This window comes from Sphingobacterium prati (assembly GCF_013167215.1).
In the GTDB taxonomy this organism is placed as follows: domain Bacteria; phylum Bacteroidota; class Bacteroidia; order Sphingobacteriales; family Sphingobacteriaceae; genus Sphingobacterium; species Sphingobacterium prati.
In genome coordinates this window covers 83,286-108,066 of record NZ_JABJWY010000032.1, presented here as the reverse complement: position 1 = coordinate 108,066, position 24,781 = coordinate 83,286, and the positions used below count along the sequence as shown (strand labels likewise).

At 40.3% G+C, this 24,781-nt stretch carries 17 protein-coding genes; 4 read left to right on the top strand and 13 right to left on the bottom strand.

The annotated features are described in order from the left end of the window. Positions 1-148: 148 nt before the first annotated feature. Positions 149-769, top strand: coding sequence for a barstar family protein (locus tag HPC41_RS08810; protein WP_246250501.1), 621 nt, complete (start codon positions 149-151; stop codon positions 767-769). 42 nt (positions 770-811) lie between these two features. Beyond that, the gene (locus HPC41_RS08805; RefSeq protein WP_172393667.1) at positions 812-1,897 is read left to right on the top strand and encodes a Gfo/Idh/MocA family protein; all 1,086 of its coding nucleotides are present in this window, start codon (positions 812-814) and stop codon (positions 1,895-1,897) included. Between the two features lie 107 nt (positions 1,898-2,004). On the opposite strand, the gene HPC41_RS08800 is transcribed toward HPC41_RS08805, so the two are convergent. From HPC41_RS08800 to HPC41_RS08755, 10 genes are all read right to left on the bottom strand, one after another. Beyond that, complete coding sequence (locus tag HPC41_RS08800) at positions 2,005-3,249, bottom strand: YdcF family protein (protein WP_172393666.1); 1,245 nt, start codon at positions 3,247-3,249, stop codon at positions 2,005-2,007. Positions 3,250-3,260: 11 nt separating this feature from the next. Next, a complete protein-coding gene (locus HPC41_RS08795) occupies positions 3,261-4,781 on the bottom strand; it encodes a RagB/SusD family nutrient uptake outer membrane protein (RefSeq protein WP_172393665.1) in 1,521 nt (506 codons plus the stop codon). Positions 4,782-4,891: 110 nt separating this feature from the next. After that, positions 4,892-8,143 carry a SusC/RagA family TonB-linked outer membrane protein gene (locus tag HPC41_RS08790; protein WP_172393664.1) on the bottom strand — a complete coding sequence of 1,084 codons (3,252 nt, stop codon included), beginning with the start codon at positions 8,141-8,143 and terminating at the stop codon, positions 4,892-4,894. Positions 8,144-8,280: 137 nt separating this feature from the next. Then, complete coding sequence (locus tag HPC41_RS08785) at positions 8,281-8,631, bottom strand: hypothetical protein (RefSeq protein WP_172393663.1); 351 nt, start codon at positions 8,629-8,631, stop codon at positions 8,281-8,283. Positions 8,632-8,666: 35 nt separating this feature from the next. Beyond that, positions 8,667-9,338 (bottom strand): hypothetical protein, encoded by a 672-nt coding sequence (locus HPC41_RS08780; protein ID WP_172393662.1) that lies wholly within the window; start codon positions 9,336-9,338, stop codon positions 8,667-8,669. A gap of 1 nt (position 9,339) precedes the next feature. Then, on the bottom strand, positions 9,340-9,711 hold the full coding sequence (locus tag HPC41_RS08775; RefSeq protein WP_172393661.1) for a hypothetical protein: 372 nt from the start codon (positions 9,709-9,711) through the stop codon (positions 9,340-9,342). A 7-nt stretch (positions 9,712-9,718) separates the two neighbouring features. Then, on the bottom strand, positions 9,719-10,480 hold the full coding sequence (locus tag HPC41_RS08770; RefSeq protein WP_172393660.1) for a hypothetical protein: 762 nt from the start codon (positions 10,478-10,480) through the stop codon (positions 9,719-9,721). 4 nt (positions 10,481-10,484) lie between these two features. Next, a complete protein-coding gene (locus HPC41_RS08765; RefSeq protein WP_172393659.1) occupies positions 10,485-11,135 on the bottom strand; it encodes a hypothetical protein in 651 nt (216 codons plus the stop codon). 19 nt (positions 11,136-11,154) lie between these two features. Beyond that, positions 11,155-14,649: a DEAD/DEAH box helicase gene (locus tag HPC41_RS08760; protein ID WP_172393658.1), complete on the bottom strand. Its 3,495-nt coding sequence runs from the start codon at positions 14,647-14,649 to the stop codon at positions 11,155-11,157. Positions 14,650-14,659: 10 nt separating this feature from the next. Then, complete coding sequence (locus tag HPC41_RS08755) at positions 14,660-16,396, bottom strand: HEPN domain-containing protein (protein ID WP_172393657.1); 1,737 nt, start codon at positions 16,394-16,396, stop codon at positions 14,660-14,662. Between the two features lie 787 nt (positions 16,397-17,183). Here HPC41_RS08755 and HPC41_RS08750 point away from each other — a divergent pair. Further along, positions 17,184-18,275: a DKNYY domain-containing protein gene (locus HPC41_RS08750; RefSeq protein WP_172393656.1), complete on the top strand. Its 1,092-nt coding sequence runs from the start codon at positions 17,184-17,186 to the stop codon at positions 18,273-18,275. A gap of 37 nt (positions 18,276-18,312) precedes the next feature. On the opposite strand, the gene HPC41_RS08745 is transcribed toward HPC41_RS08750, so the two are convergent. Continuing rightward, positions 18,313-19,413: a Fic family protein gene (locus HPC41_RS08745; protein ID WP_172393655.1), complete on the bottom strand. Its 1,101-nt coding sequence runs from the start codon at positions 19,411-19,413 to the stop codon at positions 18,313-18,315. A 309-nt stretch (positions 19,414-19,722) separates the two neighbouring features. Between HPC41_RS08745 and HPC41_RS08740 the strand changes: the two genes are divergently transcribed. Further along, positions 19,723-21,186, top strand: coding sequence for a hypothetical protein (locus HPC41_RS08740; protein WP_172393654.1), 1,464 nt, complete (start codon positions 19,723-19,725; stop codon positions 21,184-21,186). Between the two features lie 100 nt (positions 21,187-21,286). On the opposite strand, the gene HPC41_RS08735 is transcribed toward HPC41_RS08740, so the two are convergent. Together HPC41_RS08735 and HPC41_RS08730 are read right to left on the bottom strand one after the other, a co-directional pair. Continuing rightward, complete coding sequence (locus tag HPC41_RS08735; protein WP_172393653.1) at positions 21,287-23,179, bottom strand: alkaline phosphatase; 1,893 nt, start codon at positions 23,177-23,179, stop codon at positions 21,287-21,289. Beyond that, complete coding sequence (locus HPC41_RS08730) at positions 23,173-24,729, bottom strand: RagB/SusD family nutrient uptake outer membrane protein (protein WP_172393652.1); 1,557 nt, start codon at positions 24,727-24,729, stop codon at positions 23,173-23,175. Before HPC41_RS08730 ends, HPC41_RS08735 begins: the two co-directional genes overlap by 7 nt. Between the last annotated feature and the right edge of the window lie 52 nt (positions 24,730-24,781).

Here is a 24,781-nt window from a genome sequence, read left to right as displayed (position 1 = left end):
TAAAAAAACGAAGTGAAAATATCCAAAATCATTGCCGCACAGCATCACGATGACATGGACGGTCAGATTTTTTGTTAAAAAGAACAATACGATTTCGTTAAGTCATTTTTTTTTAGTCCTTTAGAGGAGTGAATCTAATCCGAAACAGATGGAAACAAAGGGGAGCAACCAACTCACAAATATCGCTAACGTTTTGGTCGGTAATCTACCTAAGGCGACTTTAGATGCGTGTTTTGAAATACTCGTTCGATATTCTCGGGACAGCCCAATGCCACAGCTTTTTAGTTTCGCAGATAAATGGTCTAAGGCGCCAGCGTCAATCTCAATGACAGAACTTTGGGAGGATTTCACGAAACTCATTTCCTTTCATCCCGAGCTGGGCTTTGTCATCATCGAGGGGAAACATATCGCAGATATCCCAAGCTTTTATGCCGAAATCAATCGGGTCTATATGGCCGATGAGAATTGGAAAATTGGAAGTCTGGATGGATTTGATGACCTACTGTATGGTGGATTTGGAAAGCTTCAGGATGCAAAAAAGCACAGCATCATTTGGAAGGATATCGATGACAGTAGAGCGGCATTGGGTATGACCACCACCCTCGCATACTACCAGGAAAAATTGGCCGCCAATTCACCGTTCAATCAAGCCTATTTTCAACAAAAACTAATCGATTTACAAAGCGGGAAAGGACAGACCTATTTTGATATCGTAGCGGAAATAATACAATCACACCTAAAGATAGAGTGGATTCATAAAACGATTTAAAGATTTCAAAGTGCTATCTTTATTGTACCTAAACAGTATACGATGAAACATATAATTAAGGTATTTTTTTTCTTGACCATGCTATTCCAGCATGCTGCTTATGCAGATAGTCTACTTAAAGTAGCTGTTGCCGGACTCAATCACGACCATGTTTACCTCTTGTTGAACTTATACAAAGAGAAGAAAGTAGAGATTATCGGAATAGCGGAAGCCAACAGCATCCTGGTTGATAAGATTCAAGCGCAATACAATCTACCGAAGTCTGTTTTTTACGCGGATCTCGGTGCATTATTAAAAAAAGTAAAGCCCGAAGTAGTGCTTGCCTACAATCCCACCAATGAACATATTCAGGTAGCAGAAATCTGTCTGCCACGCAAAATACCGGTCATGGTGGAGAAGCCAATGGCAACCACATTGGCTGATGCTAAACGTATCGCCACACTCTCCAGGGAAAACAAAACACCTTTTTTTGTCAATTATGAAACGACCTGGTATAAGAGCAATCAGCAACTCAAGCAATTATTGGAGCAAAATGCCGTGGGAACTGTTACACGAATGATTGTAAAGGATGGGCATGAAGGGCCAAAAGAGATCGGATGCAGCAGTTATTTTCTTGATTGGCTGACGGACCCACAAAAAAATGGCGGCGGTGCTTTAATGGATTTTGGTTGTTATGGCGCCAATCTAATGACCTGGATCAAGAATGGCGAGCGTCCTATTTCTGTCAGTGCTATTACACATCAACTGAAACCCGAGATCTATCCCAAAGTCGAGGATGATGCGACGATTATCTTAAAGTACCGCGATGGCAGTACTGGTATTATACAGGCATCTTGGGCTTGGCCTTACAGTGTAAAAGATCTTCAGGTATTTGGGACAAAGGCCCAACTCTATGCACAAAATGATAAAAGACTGGTAGAATATACACAGCATAATGAGAAGCCAACAGCCATCCCAACGGATCAACCTTATTTTGAAAATCACATCCAGTATTTGGAGCAGGTCTTAAGCGGAAATCAACAGTCTGAAGCAGATCTAGGCTCCATTAGTAACAATGTAACGGTGGTTGAGATTTTGGAAGCTGCAAAGCGTTCCGCAAAAGAGGGAAAGACAATTGTATTAAATTGATCTTTTACACAAAACGGTATGTGGATATCATCATTCACATACCGTTTTTACTCATATACCAACAAGAATTGACAATTTCATATGGAGACTTATTGTAGAATTATTTACTATGGATCCAAAGGTTCATCAGGATCGATTATAAATGCTTCTTCTGTCGCACGAAATTCGATGACAACATCCGAAATTCGTTTTCCAAGACTGTAGGGAACATAACCCAATTCACGGATACAACGGTCGGCCATTTTTTCTACCGCATCGATATGTACCTTACTGCTGTTGACAATGGCAAATTTATCTTTAGGAAATCCATAGTTCAGTAGTATACGGGCAGTATTGCGCAGATTTGTTGTCGTATGGCGGGCATGCGGATCGATCAAGATCGCTTGTTCCGGCACTCCCATTACATTCATTAGATATTTTTTCATCTCGATCGCTTCGATATAAGCTGTTTTATAGGGGTGTACCCTTCCGCCGGAAAGTACAACAAAAGGCGCCAATTTTTCAAAATAACTACGGGCTGCCATGCGTGCACGTAACATTCCGCCCGGACTGATCGGCTGTCCATAGATTTCTGGACCTGCACCCAGAGTCAGCAACAGGCTGTAAGGGTAGGCTGAAAAATCCGTTCTTTTCACTTGTTCAAACGCTTTTTTATTTTCCAGTGTTGTCAGTGGCTCTAATTGCGCGGCATCCCAACGTTCATTGATTTCAAGCAGCCTTACTGCTGTCATCATTGTCATAAAAAGCGACTCCTTACCTGTCGGAATATCTTTTAGCACATCTTGACGTACATCATCCAAAAGCTGAAGGTAAGCCTTACGATTCACATCAAAAGAAATTGAATCAATCTTGGGATAGTTGGGCTTCTTGCCACCGCCATAGACATCAACAACATAGTTCATGGCACCAAAGTCCTGTAACAGCGCTTTCTTAAGATACACTTTTGCAGTTTCATCCCTCGGTATACCGTAAGCCTTTGATAGCATCAAAGCTGATTCAACCAATTCCTCCAATTTCCTGTTGCCCTTGGTCTGACTGGAAATTTGTTCAGCCAAGAGTTCGATCTCGGAATCTTCCCATTTAAAAGCTTCCAGAAAACAGCTGAGATCTTTGCAATGATCACTTTGCTTAAAACGGTCAAACCGCTGGTTCAACAATGCTGAAACAGCTGGAGACGCACAAAGCTGCTGTGTTAAGGCGGAATCCTTTAGCAACAGATAGGTTGCATAATAATTTTTACGGACTACCCAGTCTTGAGGTCCAGCGGGAGGATCTTGGAGCTGGCCTTTGGAAATATACATTCCGCATATTCCCAAAGTCAACAAAATGATCTTTTTAAGGATACCTGTCATCTCCGATTCTATTAATAACCAGGATTTTGATACATACGCTGTGGATCCAATTTATATTCATCGAAAGGAATTGGATAGTACCGATCCTTTGTGGATAAATTGGAGATTTTAGCATTCCCATAATCCGCCTGGTTTTTACTTTTAAAGTACGTCACCAATTCCTGCGGATTATAGTTCCGGATTAAGTCAAACCAACGTTGATTTTCGAAAGCCAATTCAACTCTACGTTCGTGCAAAATAGCTTCCTTCAGGCTAGGATATTTACTTCTGTACGCGGTATTTTGCATAGAGCTTGCATAGGAGGGCAATCCAGCACGTTCACGTACCTGATCCAAAAGCGCAATAGCTTCAGCGTCTTTACCCAAATGAAATTTCGCTTCGGCCAGTAACAACATCACATCCGCATAACGGATCAAAATCCAATCATTACCACCCCAGCCGTTGGTTCCTGCAGCGTCACTATTATCCCTAAATTTGGTAACGAACCAATCGTTCACCTGCGTATTCGCTGCAAACTTGACCGAGAAGTCTTTTCGTATATCGTCTTGCTCGTAATCCTTGATCAAATCTAGTTTAACGACCTCACCAGAACCTGTTGAGTTATAACGTGAATTGATGGTCTCCCCTCGTGCCTGGTAATTACGGGCGATGCTCGAACTATAATTTTGGTCGCCTTGCTTGTACTGAATCTGAAAAACAAGTTCTTTACAGCTATTTTTCTTGGTCACATCGAAAACATCCGCATAGGGGATTTCGTTCAGTTTGCCAAAAGTACGCATTTGATAGGCCGCATTGAGGTATTGTTCTGCTTTGGCAAAATTTTCGGCGTTACCCGATCTCTGTGTTGCTCCCAAAGTTAAGTATACTTGTCCCAAGATTGTATTGACGGCAGCTTTTGATGCTCTACCAATCACGTAATCTTTCTGCGTATTGGGAAGATTGCTGGACAATGCCTCCGTCAAATCCTTAATAATCTGCTCGTAAACAATCGACTCTTTCTGACGGAAAGCCAATTCATTTGCTTGCTCTTTGCTGGTCACCTGTACCGTAGATAATGGAATATCGCCAAATTTACGTACCATATGGAAATACAATAATGCGCGCACGAATTTTGCTTCTGCGATGTAACGCCCTTTTAACTCTTCGCTGGAGAAAGTCACCTCATCCACATGAGAGAGAACAACATTGCAACGGCTGATTGCCGCGTACATGGCCGACCAATGTGTCTTTAGATAGGTATTACTCGGCAGCAATGAAAAGTCATTGAACTGGAAAGGCTCCCCTGCATTGGATTGGTTATCATTGCGTCCACTATTGTCTGAGCGTTCTTCATTGTATAAAGTGCTCGATTCGCCAATTGTGCTTCCCGAACGTAGGGACTGATAGAGACCGTTAACCGCTAAGAGCACATCATTTTCCGATTTAAAGTAATCATCGATCTGTACTGCATTGGGATCTTTCTGGTTCAAGAAATCTTTGCTGCACGACGATAAAACAAACAACGCAAAGGGTAATAAATATCTTTTTTTCATCTGTTCAATTTTTTATGGGTTTGGAAAGACCCAATTTCAGGGTCCTTCCATTATTTTTTATTAACCGGCCGCTTCCCGAATAATGGGTTTGCCAGCTTTTTTCAACGATATTAGAAAGTTACTTTCACACCAAGATTATAAGATCTGACCAATGGATATAGTCCATAATCCACTCCCGGAGTTAAATTGCCACGTTGGTTATAATCCGGCTCTGGATTGTAGCCTTTGTATTTGGAAATTGTAAACGGATTGTCGACAGTAGCATAGACCCTTACGCCAGAAAGTGTAAGTTTCTCCGCTAGCCCTTTGGGAAGATTGTAGCCCAATGCAATGTTTGTCATCCGCAAGAATGAACCGTCTTGGAGATAAAAATCCGAAAGGCGTGTACTATTACTTTGTGTACCACCACGTGATGCGCGGTATACTTTACCATTACCTGGATTTTGTGCCGAACGATAACGTTGTGCCACATCCGCATATTGATTGCCGGAACCTTCCATGTTATAGAGATAATAATCATAACCATCTAACACTTTATTTCCTTGAGAGCCATTAAAAGAAGCACGTATATCAAATGCTTCATAACGCGCATTCAAAGCGAAGCCATACGTAAAATTCGGATGCGGATTGCCTATGACTCTTTTATCAGCGTCATTGACGATGCCATTGCCGTCCACATCTTCGAAGTAAAGATCTCCGGGTTGTAGAGGTGTTGTTGAAGCCGCAGAAGGCGCGACAGTTTTGTAATTATCTTCCGTTGCTACGCCAAGCACTTTAAAGCCATAGAACATACCGATTGGGCTGCCTTCCTGCGTAATATGGGTCAAGTAAGAGCGCTCAGCTCCATTCGTTAATATCGTCGATGATCCCCCCAAATCTAACACCTTATTACGGTTAACATTGATATTTCCGCTAAAGCCAAGTTCAAAGTCATTCTTACGAATTAGCGTTGCGTCGACCTGTAGATCAAAACCTTTATTTTGTACCTTAGAATTTGGCAAGTTTGTCAATATTGTCGTTGATCCAGATACCGCCGAAATTGGTTGATCAAATAATAAATTAAATGAACGGCTCAAATAAAAATTGGCCATAATGTTCAAGCGGCCTTTCAATAGTCCAAGATCAAGACCCGCATTGTATTGAGAGGTAGTTTCCCAGCTTAAATTGGGGTCATATAGGTCTCCAGCAGTATATGAAGTCTCCACTTTATCTCCCAAAACAACACCTGTAGGAGAGTTAAAAACAGAAACAGAACGATATTCTTTGATGTTATTGTTACCGCTACGTCCCCAGCTCGCTCTTAGCTTAACTGTCGATTGTTGGCCTAACCAGTCCGTATAAAACTCCTCCTTGGAAAGAGTCCATCCGCCCGACACCGAAGGAAAAGTTCCCCATTTGCTGTTCGGCCCAAAGCGCGACGACCCATCGGTACGGATGGAAGCTGAAAGGAAATATTTTGAATCAAAACTGTAGTTTACCCGGCTAAAATATGACTGAAGCGTTGTAGTACGTTTGAAGGTATCATCCTTTAGCAATTGGAAATTAGAAGGATCTGCTCCCTTGTCCGTAATTTCACCAATTGCATTGTTATTAAAACCGTTGGCCCTTACGCCCTGATAATCGTAGTCTGTGCGTTGAACCGAATAGCCCAATAAAGCAGATACCTGATGTTTGTCACCGAAGGACTTGTTATAGTTTAATGTTGTCTCGAGCAATTTGTCCAATTCATTTTTTGACTTGGCATCTGCATAGGCTGCAGAAATTGCCTGCGGTGAAAATGGTTTGTTGTTTCCATCTGATATACTTGTCGGACGGAAATAATCATACTTTTCGTCATAAGTAGACAATCCGCCATTCACTTTCAGGTTTAAGCCATCGATGATCGAAAAATCCGCAAAGGCATTATACAAACCTCTTTTTCCACGGCGATTATTTTTGATCTCAGTGACATAGGCCAATGGATTTTCAGGATTCTGAATACCATAATTGTTTGCTGAAAGATCAGCCATCAGGTATTTTGCATAGGTTCCATCTTCGTTATAAACAGGTAACGTTGGCAAATAGATTAAGGCAGCCATGGATGGGCTTCGATCATAACGACCTGTGGTCACCTCATTGTTATCGTTGTATGTGAAGGACACATTGGCTCCAACCGTCAGTCTCTTGCTGACTTTACTGTCCAAATTAGCGCGGAAATTAAATACTTTCTGATCTGTTCCAAGCATGATACCTTGCTGATTCTGATAAGATCCACTGAGGAAATAACGATTTTTTTCATTACCGCCATACGTTGAAAGGTTATGACGTTGAAAAGGCGCATTACGGTATAGCGCATCCTGCCAATCGGTATCGTATTTTGATTTTTTGGCTGTACCCGTTGAAAAATCATAATATTCCTCTGGTATACTGACCGACCCGGCATTACCCACATTGGCAATACGAGTCTTATTATCGTCAAATCTTTTGTTATCCGTCCAGGCAATTCCTTTTGTTGCCAAAAGATCTCTATAAGAATTGTTTCGTCCATCGATCAAGAGATCAATAAACTGTTCTGAATTTAAAACATCGATTTTCTTGGAAAGCTGACCAAAGCCACCCAATACTTCGTAGTCCACATTACTTTTACCTTCCTTACCACGCTTGGTTGTAATTAATATAACACCACCAGCTCCACGAGATCCGTAGATCGCTGCCGAGGCCGCGTCTTTTAAAACATCAAAGGACTCAATATCGTTGGGGTTGATATTTAAATTGTTCCCTGCTGGATAACCATCGATAACGTACAATGGATCTGAACCAGCGTTAATCGACCCCATACCGCGGACACGCATTTTAGTTCCATCGTATGGAGCACCACTTGTCTGCATCACTTGCACCCCCGCTACTTTACCAACTAATGCTTGCGATAACTTTGGCGCGCTCAAATTCAGTTCTTCCGCCTTTACGCTAGCAATAGCACCTGTGACATCAGACTTTCTAATTCTTTGATATCCAATTGAAACAGTAACCTCCTCCAGTGTATTTTCATCGTCCTGTAAGGAAAAGATTTGCCCATTGGATTTAGCGACAGGTTGAACCAATTTCGCAAAACCGATAAATGAAATACTAAGATTATCCCCAATTTCGGCTTCGATCTGAAAATTTCCTTTTACGTCCGACTGAACGGTTTTTTTATTCTTCAAATTTTGAACTGTTGCCCCCGAAACAGCATTCCCTTGGGCATCGACCACACGACCTTTGACTGGACCCTGCACCTGCATGAATTGTGATCGGGTTTCTGTGATCGGTTTGGCTTGAACAGCGGATGAGCTTGCTGCAATGGCACATAACAACCAAAAGACATTGTTGGTTTTAATTTTCATAAGTAGTGCATTTGATTTACGGGTACAAGGTTACAAATGCAATATGAAGGTAGTATCAATAAAAGGTTAATAGTTTTTAACTAAACCGGGTTAGCAAACAACTAATTCTTAACAAAAGGATAACAATAAAGATAGAATTAACTTTTCTTTTTCCGAAAAAGGAGCCGAATCGGCAGCAATATTATCAAATATAGACCAGCCGCAAAAAGGACATTGCCGATCAGTTTGAGTGGCTCAAAATTTTCGAAGCTAGCATATTCATCCAATTCGGCATCATACCCTGTTCCCGCCGAATAGTACTCCCAAGGGAATCCAATAATTATTTTACCATCTACAGGCAAACTATCTTGGTAGGAAATGACAGTCAAAACAGCAAAAATAAAAATGGTACCAGCCACTCCTTTCAAAATGGTTGGTACCATGAATATTCTATTGCTAGGAATCATTGTATTCATTGGGATAAATATAATGATTGTTTTTCTACTCATCGCTAGCCATTTAATAAATACTGTTTGTGGCTAGCTTACTGAAAATCCGGCAAGAAAAAAGAATAACTATTTTCGATATTTCTGACAACGAGTTTGTTTTGTTGAATAAAACTATACAGGACATTTTTGAGATATCGAGGTAAAATCTGTAAATGAACAAGACCGGTATTTTCGACCTGACGAAACATTTGCAACGCTGTGGCACCATTTTCAAAGTAATTATTCTCCAGTAATGCTTCCAGTTTTTGCCGGACATGGAGCATGGCATCCGATTCAAGTTGAAGATCTTTCTCGGCTTTCCATTCCTCAAATCTCAGACCCGGCGAAGGAGGCTTTTTTTTACCCGTTGAAAAGGTCCAAGGCACCTCAATGGAATAGCTCCATTTCACCTCATCCTCTTCGATTTTAAGACGTACCAGACGCTCTTGAGAAACTTCATATTCTTCTCGATGGAATTCCATCGCTTCGATCCATGAGCTTGTATATATCCGATCGAGAAGAGGCGATTGCTGTGCTAAAAAATTTCGGACCTGAAACATTTTCTCAAAATCGAGATAGGCATGATCGGGCTTGCCCAGTAAGAACGAAAGCTCTTCGGGTCGCCACTCTTTATTAATCCTCCTTCTGAGATACGTATACCAAAGCTGGAAATCGTGTGAATACATCATTCCAGCGTAGGAAGTTTTTATTGTAGATTCGGTATTCATACTAGGTATTTTCTTCTTTGTCATCATTTTTCATAATCTCATGAATTCGATCCTCCAATACCTTTTTATGCCATTTTTCAAGAAGCTCCTTGGTTTTCCCGATAGGATCATCACCACCGGTTTCCATCATTTCCACCCATCTTTTCGCAAAATCCTCATATTCAAACATTATTCCCTTCGATTTTGTGTATTTAATCATATATTCCATGGCAAATAAATTGGCCCATCGGTGAGGATCAAGGAATTCACACATATACTGGGCAATATCAATTTTATTTATAAATTCTTGAACTACTTCTTCGGGTGTGAAATTGAAGATATCACAGAACTGTGTAAATTCGGTGGTTAAATTAATTTTTTCTAATGTTTTCATTGATTTTTTATAATATGTTATCCTCCGCTCTATTTTCCAAAAAATCGTCTAGCCACTCCTGATAGACTGCAACCCGTTTTTCAAGCCCACGATAAAAAAAATAGCGTTTATTCAATTCCTGAATCTCCATAATAAAATTTTTAAATCTGGCTGAATTACGATATTGCAAGTTGTTAATATTACCATAACCATCGTGAACCCGAATAATAAATCCAAGAATAGGATTATATTCACCTTCATCCAAATGAAGTTCCGCAAGATAATCGGGTATGGAAACCAGCTTCATCATACTATTGATATAACGGGAAGGATGTGTATTATTTAAAATGCAGGTCAATAATAAATCCTTGCTAAGTTTGAAACAAGTATTTTCATCCAGATAAATGATATCTTTCATTTTTCTTCCTTTTGATAAGATATCATAAATTTGCCCAGTAATTACACGCCCCCTATTCCTACGTTCCGTTGTGCTATAATTTCTATTTAGGCCCAGTTTTACCTGACGCTGTATCAATTTTACACCACGTTCTTTTTCCACTTTGTCCAATTTGGAAGGAAGAGGATCTGTTCCCAGTTTGAACTTATCATCAATAAAACGAATAGCTCTGGTAACCAAATTGTAGCTTGAGTTATCCGTAAAATTTTGATCCATAAAAGAGTAATGATCCAAAAACAATTGTATAAATGCAGGAACCGCTATACCAAAGAGTTCGCAGATCAGTTTAAAATTCCGAGGTACCACCAAGGGTACAGATTGCATATCTTCCATTTTTCTATTTGTGTTGAATATAGCGGTAACCAAAACTTCTGGCCTTAGATTTACGAAGGGGAGCTATACCTTTTTTTCCGACAATCAGCATCAGTTCCCGCATTAAGCTTTTTACATGAATTTTCTCGCCGATGTGTTGTTCCATAGAGCGCCAGAGTTGAAGAGCTGTCCTGTATTTTTTAAAATAATCCGTCTCCACTAGCCCAATTAATAGGCCTTTTACTAATACACATTCTCTTTCCGAACGTGCATTATCCTGTTTATCTTCGTTTATATACTCCATAAGCCGAAAGAAGACGATGGACTCCACCTCATTGATAAAATATTCCATGTGGTAATAGCGCACATCATGTTCCTCCCAGGTGGAAAGTTCAAACAGATAATCAGATCGGTTGTCAAATTCACTGATCTGTAATTTTCTTCGATCAAATATCCAATGGAGATGAACCATAACCTCTAAATTTCCAACAGGAATTTTAAGTTCCTCCATATCTTTGATATAGTTTTCATCCTGTCCCATTAGGAAAGCTAATTCTTCACGTGTATAGCCGCAACTTATCCGATTCAGGATTAGAAGATAAATTGTACCTGCCCAGTACATAGAAAATTTCTTCCTGATTTTTTCTAATTCCGGTTTATTAATTAAATTATGCACTACTTCAATTTATTGTTAGTTATTCAAACAGTCTCAACAGTTCTTCTTTGCTAATAGATTTCATCAGATTAGTTTCATCCAAGATTATACCTTCGGCCATTCTTTTTTTACTGGCCTGAAGTTCCAGGATTCGTTCTTCGACAGAGTCCCGGCAAACAATCTTATAAGCCATGACATGTTTGTCCTGTCCAATGCGGTAACATCTGTCTATTGCCTGTGCCTCGGCCGCGGGATTCCACCAAGGGTCCAAAATGTAGACATAGTCCGCGGCGGTCAGGTTCAAACCGGTTCCGCCAGCTTTGAGGCTAATCAGAAAAACACGGCATGCATCGTCGTTTTGAAATGTTTCAACTGCAGATTGCCGTTGCTCCTGGTTCATTTTACCATCAAGATAGGTATAGCCTATACCACACTTTTCGATCCGTTGGGCCACGAGCTTGAGCATGGAGGTGTATGAAGAAAAGAGCAGAATTTTATGATTTGGAGCGACTTCTTCCATGATTTCATCGATAAAATCCAGTTTGACGGATTCGTTGACATAACCGCCATCTTTCATCAACACAGGCGAATTACACAGCTGTCGGAGTTTCTGCAATGCTTCAATTGCTAAAAATTTGGATTTTGAAGGATCAGAATTGGCCAGATTATCTTCGAGCTCCCCTTTGAAGAGCCTTCTAAACCTATCGTATATCTTCCTTTGTTCTGGAAGCATATCTAAATAAAGTACTGTTTCTGTTTTCTCTGGCAGGTCCAAAGCAACCTGTTTTTTTGTACGTCTAAGAATAAATGGTTGAATCATTTTTTGAAGGCTATGGATCGTATCCTGGGCTGTTTCCTCGTCTTTAATCCCCTTATAGCTTTTATTAAAATTTCGATAGTTACCAAAGAAACCGGGATTGACCAAGGACATTTGAGCGTAAATATCTTGGATACCATTTTCAATGGGTGTTCCGGTCATTGCAATGCGATAATCAGCCTTAACCTCAGACAGCACTTCGAAACGTTTGGAATTACGGTTTTTCACTGCTTGCGACTCATCCATGATAAGATAGCTAAAGTCAAGACCAGTCAGATATACCGCATCGGTCAATAAAGTACCGTATGTCGTTAGAATGATGGTAGCATGTGCCTCAAACTCGAAACCATCTCGCTGTTTTCCGTGGTAGGTCTTTATAATCCGATGTGGAGCAAACTTTTTATATTCATTTTCCCAGTTGAACAAGAGGGAGTTCGGTACGATAATCAGAACGGATTTCCCCATCGGATGCAATTCGTAAAAATATTCCAATAATGTAATTATCTGCAGGGTTTTCCCCAGCCCCATATCATCGGCCAAAAGACCACCCCATTGAAATTCATTCAAAAATGCGAGCCAACTAAAACCCACCTGTTGATATGGACGTAATTGAGCTTGAATACATTTTGGCACTTCCAAAATGGGGATCTCTTCCAGTGCAGCAAGTTTTTCACGACGCTCCCGAATGCTATCCTGAATAATTTTTCTGTCTATTTTATCTAATACATTATGCATAGAAACAAGTTGAATCGTATTTAAAACGAAACAATCTTCTTCTCTTTTCCCACCTAAAAACAAAGGCTTGTAGATTTGCCGATCAATATTACGTATAATTCCAAAATCTCCTTTTTCAATTTCAAAAACCTTATCTGTTCCCATTATCAGATCTTCGAACCGATCCATTGAAACAGTATGCCGACCAAATTTTGGCACAAACAAAATCGAACATTGATTATTTTCTAAATGAACATTCCGTACTATACAGTTTAAGGGAAAGGGGTAGTACGTACTTCCTTTGTTAACATTATCAATCTCAATGAATATTTCATTCAACGTGCAGTTATCCATAAAATCATGCAACCATGTTGTATGTGCAATTTCATTCAGGGGAATCAGCCAATTATTCTCCGATGTCGTCTCTTTCAGAATCGGATGCTGAGCTTTAACAAGCTCCTGAAAATCAAACTCTGAGGCTTTATCCCGTTCAAAATATGCTAGTCGGTCCCGCATATCCTGAATAATCAAATTGCTGCGGGAATTAATCAGAAAGCGTCCCTCTTTATCATACTCAATAAAAGCCTGAATACGAAGAAATTCGTCAATCACGGAAATAGCAACGATATTCTTAAACGGTTTAAAGCTTTGAGGAACCATCATATGCTGTTCGATTCTCTGTAATATGACAAGTTCTGCTATTTTAGACAGCGGTATAAGATAGTCCTTCAAGAAAGCAGAAAAATCATCTTTGAAAATGGTCAGCCTATATTTCCATGCTCTAAATTTTTGTAATATTTCCGCCAACATAAGGTCGTCAATGAACAAAACTTTTCCATCAGCTACTTTCAGAAAGAAGCAATTTTCTCCACCTAAGAATTCAGGAAGATCTATTAGCTGATTTTCATAATAAAGACAGATACGCATTTTCAGGTATTTATCCCGGTCATCAATTTCTACTTTGATATGCAAATTCTCTTTTGCCTTACTTACCATCGCAGTAATCGGTGTCCTTGAATTCTTTAGATTAAGCTGATGAGCATACCTATAGCTTTTATATGTTTCGACAAAATTTAGTTTAATAGGGAAAGGGGGATCTTCCAATAGATCACACCATATCTGTATAATTTTCCATTGATTTCGTTCGGTGTAATTTACATCTTCATTAATCAGATCCTTCTTTTCTTCCCTAAGAGTCCTATCCTCCATAACAAGTCTTGCAAATCGCCTACTGAACAATTCCAGATACTGATCATAGGAGTTTAAAGACATCTCCAGGTTACTTTCATCCAGTAGATAGGATCGCGAAAAGGAACGGGAGCGCTTGAATTTATAGTGAAAGGGAAAAAAAACAGGCAAACCAAAAGTGGAAAAATTAGTCGCCACAATGAAAGATACTTCGTCATTTCGTTGTAGATCTAAGCATCCCTCCAGGTTCCGGGCTGATAAACGAATGCCTCTGTCATAAACATCCTTATCCAAGCCATAAAATCGCCCATATTCTTGCCCTACCTCTATAGTCAATTTAGTATAAGAATACCTGTCACTGACTTTAAATGGTACCATCTGTTTCTTCCAGAGCGGCCATTGATTAATTTCTTCACTATATAGATCGCGTAAATAATTTGGAAAACCATTGTGCAGTTTGTTGGATAACAAGGTTATTTCATGTACACAGAGTCCCTCCACCTCCTCTCCACAAGAACAATTAACGCTTATGTGTTCAATATTCAGCGTTATTTTAACAGTAATACCTGAGAGATTTTTTACCCTAAGTTCATATTTTGGCGGGAATGGACTGGCAGCAATATTAATGCTTTCACGTTCCATCAATGGAATCTCGGCTTCAATAAAATATTTGTTCAGATAACTTGGTGTCAATTGACCTGTATTTCCGCTTTCCCATGGAATTAAAATAGGCTCATTCGAATTTCTCTTTGGAAGTATTTTTTCTATTGGCGTAATCTTCGGATCCGCCATTGTTTTGTTCAAATCAGTTCCCATTGTTCCTCCATTAATTTTGATGTTCTGCCACCCCCGATTTCATTTCCATATACGCTAAACTCTGCTCGCATAAATCAATAAAGAAATCCGCGATTTCTTTAGCTCTTGACTTGAAATGTGCAATATCCAACCGATCCAATTCCGAAGGAAGTTCATAGACCCGCCCTTTCATTACTTTTAATATCTCGCTGTTCAGTATTTCTTCCAAAGCCCCGTGGGGTTCAAAGAATGCTTTTACTTTTTTATCACAGATGCAGGTCCATTCGATCAGGTCCTCTATCGTAGCGCTGGGCGGAGCATAACCGATCCGCAAATAAAGGTAGCTATGCAGTCCAATGGACACCAGTTGGTTTAACAGTAGCGCGGCCAATTGCCTATTGGAAGAATGCTCCCCGGACATAATTTCCACGAGATCCTGTATAAGTTTTAAATTGCGTGTCCAAGTATTTTTGGTTTTTACCAATGTGTCCGACCAATTGATCGGGCAAATAAAATAAGTTGGTTTATAAGCTGGATTCCGGTAAAGCACAACAGACTCGTTCCATATCGTTTGGGAAAAACGGCTCCCTTTGTTCAATTTTGTTTCTACAAAGCTTGTATTCAAAAAAGCGACTACTGCAGTAACTTGACCATAGGAGACTTTTCGGAAGTAGCTTGATCCGATTTTCTTTTTGATCACGGCCAGATAGATCGCTGCTGCCCCACTTTCTTTCCTCGGATAATCAAATAATCCTTTTCCACTGGCATTGCTTGTATAATAATTAAGCAACATGATCTGTTCGGGATGATTTTCCTGGCGAAGCTGATTTAGCAAATGATATATATCCGATTGATACTGCTCCGGCCAAGGAAATGCATGGAAGATAGGTTGGCCTTGCTGTACCACATTTTTCCCTCCTTCAGCACAGTTCCCAGAGGTGGCAGTTTTGTCCTCTCTTACCTTTTGTGCCTCCGCCTCCAGTGATTTTTCATATCCAGTTTGAAGGCCCTTTATAAAACTCAAATACAGCTGTTCAACCAGATCAAGAATAAATGAACAGTGATCGTAGAGCCAAGATGCATCACATACCGAAATTTCTATATCCTTATTTTGTTTTACCGCATCAAAGGCGCTGTCCAATAGTTTAAAGCGCTCCTTTTCATCTGCATTCTTTCCAATTATCGATTCCCTTAATATAGAAAAGTGCTCATTGAGACTCTTGATCCTGTTATTGATATGAGGAACATTATTTGCTTTCCCATCGATCATAATCTGCAAAAACCGCAAGTGGTTTTCCACGCTTTGGTGCAACATAAATACAGCTCTTTGATAGTTTCCTTGTTCGGCAAACATTTCGGCTCCCTCGATAAAACTTTTGGAAACAGGCAACATCTTTTGATAATATTCGGCAGAGAGTTCCAAAATACTCTTTAGTTCCTTGGCGCTAAGGGGTGGATTCTTTTTCTTACTGGCGAGATGAATATTATACGCAGGTAAGGAGGCGTATGAATAATATAAACTGCCTGTTTTTATCTTGTTGAGCATTTCGCCTATTGGCACTAATTCGAAGGAAACATTTTCCTGACCCATCAAACATAACTCCACGATAGGTTTTAAAACCTTATGCGAAAGACCGCTCACGGGTTTGAGCGCTAACAGTAAATGATAATACTCCTGATTGAGAAACTGGTATTTAACGAGATAAACGCGATCGAGATCCATACGCTCGGATAGACGATCAATGATCAATTGGCTATTAATTTCCATTCCAAAACACGATTTTAGGTAAAAAATGGCGCAACAAAAAGCTTAACAACGAAGCTGTCGATAGCTATAATTGCACATAACAAACACTTAATTTGTAAAAAAAATAGTTGCCGTCACCAAGGAGACTGAATAGGGTTCAAGACGGTAATAAATATAAACGTTTGCCCCTTGGTCTAGTTAGAAAGTGCCAATCTTGAAATCAAAATGTATTGAAATATTCATTAAGCGAAAAAGTTATTGTCCGGAGTTGGCATTTAAACAGACATAACAGTATGTAATCCTCTTACAGAAAACATATAACAATACATTATTATAGTTTATATATACAAATATAATCAATATAAATATTATAACAAATATTTATATTGATTATATCTTTAAAAATGTTAAAGCAGACCTCTCTTTTGCTACAAACGATACCGCTTCCCCGGTATCGGTCAATTTGGGTATCTCTAGTATGCTTATGTATGACAGCCATACCTAATGAGAGTCTTTACCAATGCTTAACCTATATTCAAGAGTAGAAGCGTGCTTTTTTGCATTAAACAGTTTCTCGGCAAGCGGATATGAATAGGAAAATAGTTACCAAATTATTGCTATGTTTATCCATAAATTGACCGGGCAGGACTTAGTGAATAATAGAGTGCAGCAGGGTATTGCAATTTACAGTAGACGGATCATAAATAGCCATAAGCGGATTGTAAACTCCTGTCGAGTTTGAAATCGATGCGTTGTATTTTTATAGTGGAGTAAGACCAGGCAAAGTTAGTAGATCACATAGGAACGTATGAAAAGCATTTTAAAAATGGGAATTATCAGCACATGCATAGGTTTGTTCTTTTCCTGCAAAGAGCAGGTCAGTCCTTTGTCTGAAAACTACTACAAAAAAGGAGAAACAATTTATTTTATTCCCGGAGGCAATAGTTTTGAGCGTGGATCAAGAAAGATGGAGGCCGATATAAATAGCTTTTCCGTGATCAGAGATGTCTATGCACGTGATAAAGACAATATCTATTTTATGGGCTGTCCGCAACAATTCGTGGATGCAAAGACCTTTCGATTGAAAGGAAAGATTCCCGTCGACCAGTCTCACGTATTCGAATTCGATGGCTCTCCATCAGCTACAGGAGCATGTAGCAAACAACAGCTTACCGTCGTGACAGGTGCTGATCCCGAAACGTATATTACCTTGTATGATACAATCGCATCCCTATCGAAAGATAAATCACATTATTTCTACAATGCCCAACCATTAGCTGTTGACTACGCTTCATTTAAAATTTTAAATGAAAATTTTGTGAAAGACAAAAATAGGCTTTATGTGGTCACTCAGAAAGGTATCAATTCGCTCAATTACACAACGGATAAGATTGATGTACTCAACAATGAATACATCATTTTGGATGGTAAAAAATTACTTTATTACCAGCCCTATCAGGGTATCGGGGTCCTTGAAACGACTTTGCCTTCGACCAATAAAATTAAATTACTTGATAGAAAAACGGTACTCATTGATCAACTGGTTCTCATTGAAGGAAAGAAATTTGAATTCACAGATGTGGATGCCGAAAGCTTCAAAATATTGGAAGGGATTGGAGGGAACTCGTTCTGGTCCGGCGACAAAAATCATATTTATTACAACGAACAGCCCCTGTCGGCAGCTGACCCAAAAACCTTTGAAGTGCTGAAACGTGCCGTTGCTAAAGATGCCAAGCATATTTTCGTCGGCGATAAAATCTTTGAAGGTCCCGATGTCAAAAGCTTCAGAAGTGTAGATAAAGCAAAAGTAAACCACGATTTTGAGGATGATCTGGGGCATAAGTATTGGTATCGACCCAAAGCGGGCGGAGCGGAGCTTATTCCGGTAGAGAAGAAATAATGATATCGCTTGAATCTATTCTTTTAAAATCGGTCGTCTAACTAAGTATAAGTTCATAACGCACTGATCTTCCAAGCCCAATTTGTTCAACTATACCATGCTCTTGCAGGTATTGCAGGTCCCTTGTCGCAGTAGCTTTTGAGGTCTTCGTAATGGACATATACTTTTTTGCGGTCATACCACCGACAAATCCTTCAATTCTCTGTTCGAGCATGCGATTAATAACCTTCATTTGCCGCTCATTCAATAAATCCCGGTTACGATCAAAAAACTTTGCTTTTATTACTGTAAACTCAATCAGTTCTTTTGCTTCTTTTTGAGATTCTAAAATAACTTGGGTAAAGTAGCCTATCCAACTTGTAATATCCAAGCTAGCCTGAGCAATTTTTAGATTTTCATAATAAGCCTGCTTATTTTTTTCAATCGTCTTTGATATCGACAACAAGACAGGGGCCTGTAATGTATTGGATAAAGTGTATTCTGCCAGCGCTCTTCCGATCCGTCCATTCCCATCTTCAAAAGGATGAATAGATTCAAAATACAAATGGACAATAGCTGTCTTAGTCAGGGCGCCGATAATATACTCCGACTCTTTAATTTCATAGGATTTAAACCAGTGAACCAGTTGCTCCATCTCTTTCGGAACAACAACAGATGGGGGAGCTTCATAATGGACAACTTCTTTACCATATGAGCCGGAAATTATCTGCATAGGTTTATCACCTGTACGCCATACTCCGGCATTAATTTTCGGAAATCCTGCCATAAGTATGGCATGCCACTGCTGGATCAAATCGACGCTTAATTCTTTTACCGCACTCTCCCGTACGGTTGTCATCAATTTCGCAACACCAGTAACTCTTTGGTCATGAACGACTACGTCGTCTTTAATGCCAAGATTTCTTTTGATGGAGGACATTACGTCCTCTCTGCTCATATATTCGCCCTCGATCTCTGAAGTTTTCATTGCCTCAGCGATCAGAATCTCCATAAACGCTTCCTGTTTTAGTTCCGCATTTAATCCTGTTAACAAACCATTTAGCTCTCCCATTTCTTTAGCAAATGCAACAGCTATAGGTAGAATATCTTCGATACTATAGCTGAAATGGGGCCATTCTTTATATTGCCAATTATACATTTGAGCCGATTTTAAACTCTAATCGGCTCAAATATAAGCAAATTTTGAGCCGATTAGCCAATTTAATCGGCTCATCGAAAAAATAATACAGGAACAAACGAGCTTAACATGGCTGTCCAGCAACCAATCAAGTCGCTTTATAATCACTGAATTCGGCTATTTTTCCAAAGGCAATTTTCGTCTACTTTAGCCTCAGGATCCCTGTATTTAACATGGATCCTGTCATAAAGCGTTGCATTGGCATAATGAGTATACAAAACTTTTCGTTGCTCTTTTAACAGCTAACGCTTTCAATTAAAAAGAAAAAAAATGATCAAATCAATAATAGTAGGGTTAATATCCATTCTTTGTATGACAGCCTGTGCACAAGAGTCCACCATAAATTCATCGCTAAAATCTATCCATTGGATTCCGATGCAGACCCAGGACAAACAATTTGTCTATGTGGACAGCTCGCTCCGGAAGCAGCTGACACAAAAATTCTATGGAGCCGAACCTTTCACTTCCACTGGCTATGCTATCGTCTCAAATGAGAAGAACCAGCAGGCTTTAATTAATTCAAAGGGGGATTTTATCGAAAATTATTCTGATACTGATCTTGGGTTACAACCACTAGGCCAAGTGACGCTGCTTATGAAACGTCGGGAACATGAGAAAAAACTGCCTTTCTGGAACTGGGACTGGAATATCATGGGCGGTGGCATAAAAAAAACAGCGTCCTATGTTAAGGTAGAAATCCGTGTGCTTGAAACCGACCAGATCCTGTTGGACAAAGATGTTCCCTACGACGAAAACGAATACAGTTCGGCTGCATACCAACTGGATGATAAACATTTCGTCCTAAATGGGAATCTTTATGAACTAAAAAATCAGCATCTAAAAAAGCTTAATACAAAAATTGATATGATTTTGGAAAATGGCCGATATATTCCTCCTGCTGAAAATCGTTTTGAGATCTACGATATTCAACATAAGCGGCCTATTTTTTCCAATCTGGTCGGTGTCGATAAAATAGATTTGCTCTGGAACGGCCAGCCTTTACAGCTGGATTCCATCAATCAGGATCGCTATAAACCAACAGTGCCTAAATTGTTAAAAGACAACAGCACAGGTGCCATCTATGTTTTTCCGGAATATGAGAAAGCTTTGCCAAAACAGATCAAACAGGCTACTGCAGCACAGATGGCTTTCCTGAAAGAAGTTTCTCTCGTGTATTCTGTCAACAATTCACCTTACTTTATTCTGGGGAGATTTAATTATGACCACGAGGTATGGGCTTATGACTGGCTGTATCTTGACAAGCAGGGCAACTTATTGGATGAGATCAACGTCAAGGATTTCTTTATTTTGGATCAGGTAGGTTATCTGGTCTGGCCTGATAAGCATATGTTGTTTACGAAGAATACCCTTGAAAAAGATTGGAAAACGGGAAAAATAAAATACGTCTATCAAACTGAGGCATTATATCTTATCAACATCAAAAAAGGAGAGCAGGATCCAACCATGGGCCTCTGGAATGCCGAGACCAAAACATGGGATCTACCGCCAAATTTTCAGCATATTGATATCTTGGATGGCAAACAACAGATCTTTGCCTTACAGATGCAAAAAGATGGCCCTTTTACCTTGTACAATAATAAAACAAAACAGCAGATCGGGACCAAAAGCTATGATACAATCAACCCAAGCGGTCTAGTACGGGTAAAAGACAAGGGAAATGGAGATAATTATTATCACATAGACATCTATACCGGAAAAGAGTTCAAGGAGTAATTTATTCCATCGCCGCCTTTTAAAGGCTTTTTATCAAAAAAATCCCCGCTGTGACTTCACACACAGACGGGGTTTGAAAATGTAAAGGAAATTAAATACTTTATTTTACAGCTTCCAAAAGCTTGTGGAAAATTGCGGTATTATCGTATACTCCTCGGAATAAAAAGGAGCGAGCTCCGTAAGCAAATACCGGAACGAAAGCATTCGTATGATCGTTACTACTAAAATTAACTAGCACACGCCCTGATTTACGGTCGGAATCGAGCAATGTAATTCCCCCGGTTTCATGATCAGCAGTTACTACAACCAGCATCTCCGGATCCTGATCGGCGATCTTGAGGGCTTCCGCTACTGTTTTATCAAAATCCAATGTTTCCATGACTGAATATTTGAGATCATTTGCGTGACCGGCATAATCAATCTGCGCAGATTCAGCCATCAGAAAGAATGGCTTGTTATCGCGGGACAGAAACTTTATGCCGTCCAGCATAGACTGTTTCAAAATCATTTGGCGACCATCTTTCACTGGCTTCAACAGCTCATCTGAGAGAAACACCATTTGCTTACCTCCGGCTTGATTGATCTGATCCTTCTCAACCGAAACACCAGCGTATCCTTTCCAGTCACTTTTCTTCTTCAACCAATCTGGTTTTCCTCCCAAAATGAAACCCATGGTGGAATGTTGAAACTGTCCTAAGATCGATTCACTCTCATTCCGTTCTTGCTGATGTGCATAGAATACAGCCGGCGTAGCATCGGTCACATCACCGATACTGATTACTCCTGTTTTCCATCCATGATCAGCCAGTACCGCAGCAATGCTTGGAAGTGACTTACCATTCGAATCTACCGCAATGGCCCGGTTATTTACTTTCTGCCCTACGGCGATGGCCGACCCTCCGGCTGCAGAATCCGTATTATCCGAATTCAATGCCTCAGTCTGTGACAATCCGACTGTTTTGATCTGTGTCATATTGAGTGCACCGCCATTGGCTAATGTCGCTGCTTTTACAGCGGCTAGTCCCATTCCGTCTCCAATTAACAATAGAATCCGTTTCACCTTGCGATCCTGACCGTCATATTGAAAACTTGGGGTATAGATAGCCTGTGGTTTTGCTAATTGGAAAGATGAACGTTCACGCTGATCAAGAAATAATTCTAAAGTCTTGGGATGATCGGTATTGATCCAATACACGCCCATATTAATCAGTTGCTGCCAAGCATTTGGGCTATCGTGTGTTCCATAAAAACGGAACGGCAACCCCAATGAATCTGCCTTGGCGATCGCTTTCCTGATCGCTGGAATATTTTCAGGCAACCCTTTTCCGTTCCAATCCGTGTAGTCCTTCAGATCAGCACTGATCAACCCTGTTTGCGCTAGGCTTGCAGGATCATAGTTCCAATTCACTTCACCATCAAAAAACAGCCATTTGGGATAGTCCTTAAACCCATCGGGTTTTGGTCTTCCACCAGTCACAATTACTTTAATAGCATTGGGATTTTTAAGCGGATTGAATAGATCACCATACTGTTCAAGTGTTTTGATCAACACAGGCAATAGCTGTTTGTAATTTTCTTTTATGTCAATCAAAAGTTGAAGGTGCTTTGACTTATCCGCAAATGCTTTTCCTCCATTTTTTTTGTATAGTTTGGCAACAGGATCCAGGTAAAGCGCATTGAGCGTATTCTCCATTTTGATTTCCTTTGTCTCATGTGCTACCATCAGTTTTCCATCACGGAGGAAAATATCCGCCTCGATGGACTGCATCCCCGCATAGTAAGCTGTATAGAACGGTTGCGGCTGCCAATAGTCGTTGTGACTATGCCCCGCATAGTGGATTATTCCTTCCCGTCCCTTGTCGCGGTTGAACATCAGCTGCTCAAACTTCTCATTCAGCGTTTGTGCGGAGGACCATACAGGTGCCCCACACAAACCGGCGATTATTAATAAGGCTCCCAGTCTACTTGCAGAGGTTTTTGAAAATCTTACCATCCTTGATTCTGTTTAATCAGACCTCCACTATTATCCACTTCCCTACGTGGCACAGCCCATACATGGTGAATTTTCGGGTCAAACTTACGACCGGCAAACTCAATTGGCATACCTGAACCGTTCACCATAGCATAGGTATGGAGTGGTTTGGCATAGGTTGCCTCCGCATCGCCCCAGCGTACTAAGTCGCGGTGACGATCCGCAAATTCGCCTGCCAGCTCATTACGACGTTCGCGTTTCAGATCGTCCAAGCTCATCCCTGTTTTTTCAGTAAGGTTGGCACGATTACGGATCATATTGAGTTCTTTGTCTCCGGCCCCGGCACCGTTGAGCATAATCGAAGCCTCTGCTTTAATAAGTAATATTTCTGCAAAACGGATCAAAGGCACATTTAGATCCGTCGCCATATGATTCCCATTAGGACTCACATGCCCCGTTTTTACTGGATCCGTATGCGAGAAAGGCTCCATATATTTATTGAACTGCATATCACAAGTCGCTGAACCTGCAGGTTCAAATATCCGCTCTTTGCCAAAAAACATAAACTTATCCCCTGGCTTCAAAATCGTTGCTTCCCGACGCACATCACCGACTTCATAGGAGTCATACAATTCTTTGGTTGGCATATAGTAGCCCCAGCCATTGTATAGGCCCCAGGCTCCATTGGTCAACATAACACCCGGTAAAATAGATCCCCAACCATCGGTACCTGCTGCTGTGCTTGTGACAGACCAGATGTATTCGGATCCCCAGTTATTCGCTGCTTTGAAAACATCCGTAAAAGATTTCTCTAATCCACGTTTGCCTTGATTGATCACCATATCGGCATAGAGGATGGCGTTTTTATAATCTTTCTTATACAGGTACATTTTGGAAAGCACAGCCCATGCCGCCACCTTATGCGCCCGGCCATAATCCGCTTCTTCCAGTTCATTGAAAAAAGGTAGTTGATCAGCAGCCTCTTTCAGCAGCTTTTCTATATGATGATAATTTTCTTCGATATTGGCCGCTCTTGGTGTAGCCTTTTCGTTGTCCATATTTTCAACGGTGACAATAGGTACGCCTGCTCGTTCATCCGCATAATTCGCAGCCAGCTGGAAGTACATATAACCAGCATTAAAATTAGCTTCACCCAAGATACGTTTCTTTAACGCTTCATCCATGGAGATTGAAGGAACATAGCGCAAAACATCATTGGCCTGTTTGATAATGGCATAACGCATTTGCCATTGTGACTCTGTGTAACCGCCGCCGATGTAATTGCTGTTAAACGTACGGATATTCTCTGCCTGCGCATTGTTTCTTCCAGTAACCATATCATCACTGGCATTCATAAACCACGCAAATCCACGGCCATAGAAATCTTCTTCATCATAGAGGTAATAAAGCCCATTGGCTCCTTTTATCGCATCTTCTTTTGTTTTCCAAAAACTTGCCTTTGAAGGAGCGCCCTCAGGCAGGATATCCAATTTATTGGTACAAGATTGAAAAGATATTCCCATACTTCCTAAAAGCAGGGCAAAACATATAGTTCGAGTTATTTTTTTCATTGGAGTATTTATTTAAATATGCATAGGATGGTCGAGTCTAACCATTCGTTTC

Excerpts from the sequence above, each read along its gene's own strand:
- HPC41_RS08810 (WP_246250501.1), top strand. The coding sequence starts at position 149 with ATGGAAACAAAGGGGAGCAACCAACTCACAAATATCGCTAACGTTTTG.
- HPC41_RS08805 (WP_172393667.1), top strand. The coding sequence starts at position 812 with ATGAAACATATAATTAAGGTATTTTTTTTCTTGACCATGCTATTCCAG.
- HPC41_RS08800 (WP_172393666.1), bottom strand. The coding sequence starts at position 3,249 with ATGACAGGTATCCTTAAAAAGATCATTTTGTTGACTTTGGGAATATGC.
- HPC41_RS08795 (WP_172393665.1), bottom strand. The coding sequence starts at position 4,781 with ATGAAAAAAAGATATTTATTACCCTTTGCGTTGTTTGTTTTATCGTCG.
- HPC41_RS08790 (WP_172393664.1), bottom strand. The coding sequence starts at position 8,143 with ATGAAAATTAAAACCAACAATGTCTTTTGGTTGTTATGTGCCATTGCA.
- HPC41_RS08785 (WP_172393663.1), bottom strand. The coding sequence starts at position 8,631 with ATGAGTAGAAAAACAATCATTATATTTATCCCAATGAATACAATGATT.
- HPC41_RS08780 (WP_172393662.1), bottom strand. The coding sequence starts at position 9,338 with ATGAATACCGAATCTACAATAAAAACTTCCTACGCTGGAATGATGTAT.
- HPC41_RS08775 (WP_172393661.1), bottom strand. The coding sequence starts at position 9,711 with ATGAAAACATTAGAAAAAATTAATTTAACCACCGAATTTACACAGTTC.
- HPC41_RS08770 (WP_172393660.1), bottom strand. The coding sequence starts at position 10,480 with ATGGAAGATATGCAATCTGTACCCTTGGTGGTACCTCGGAATTTTAAA.
- HPC41_RS08760 (WP_172393658.1), bottom strand. The coding sequence starts at position 14,649 with ATGGGAACTGATTTGAACAAAACAATGGCGGATCCGAAGATTACGCCA.
- HPC41_RS08755 (WP_172393657.1), bottom strand. The coding sequence starts at position 16,396 with ATGGAAATTAATAGCCAATTGATCATTGATCGTCTATCCGAGCGTATG.
- HPC41_RS08750 (WP_172393656.1), top strand. The coding sequence starts at position 17,184 with ATGAAAAGCATTTTAAAAATGGGAATTATCAGCACATGCATAGGTTTG.
- HPC41_RS08745 (WP_172393655.1), bottom strand. The coding sequence starts at position 19,413 with ATGTATAATTGGCAATATAAAGAATGGCCCCATTTCAGCTATAGTATC.
- HPC41_RS08740 (WP_172393654.1), top strand. The coding sequence starts at position 19,723 with ATGATCAAATCAATAATAGTAGGGTTAATATCCATTCTTTGTATGACA.
- HPC41_RS08735 (WP_172393653.1), bottom strand. The coding sequence starts at position 23,179 with ATGGTAAGATTTTCAAAAACCTCTGCAAGTAGACTGGGAGCCTTATTA.
- HPC41_RS08730 (WP_172393652.1), bottom strand. The coding sequence starts at position 24,729 with ATGAAAAAAATAACTCGAACTATATGTTTTGCCCTGCTTTTAGGAAGT.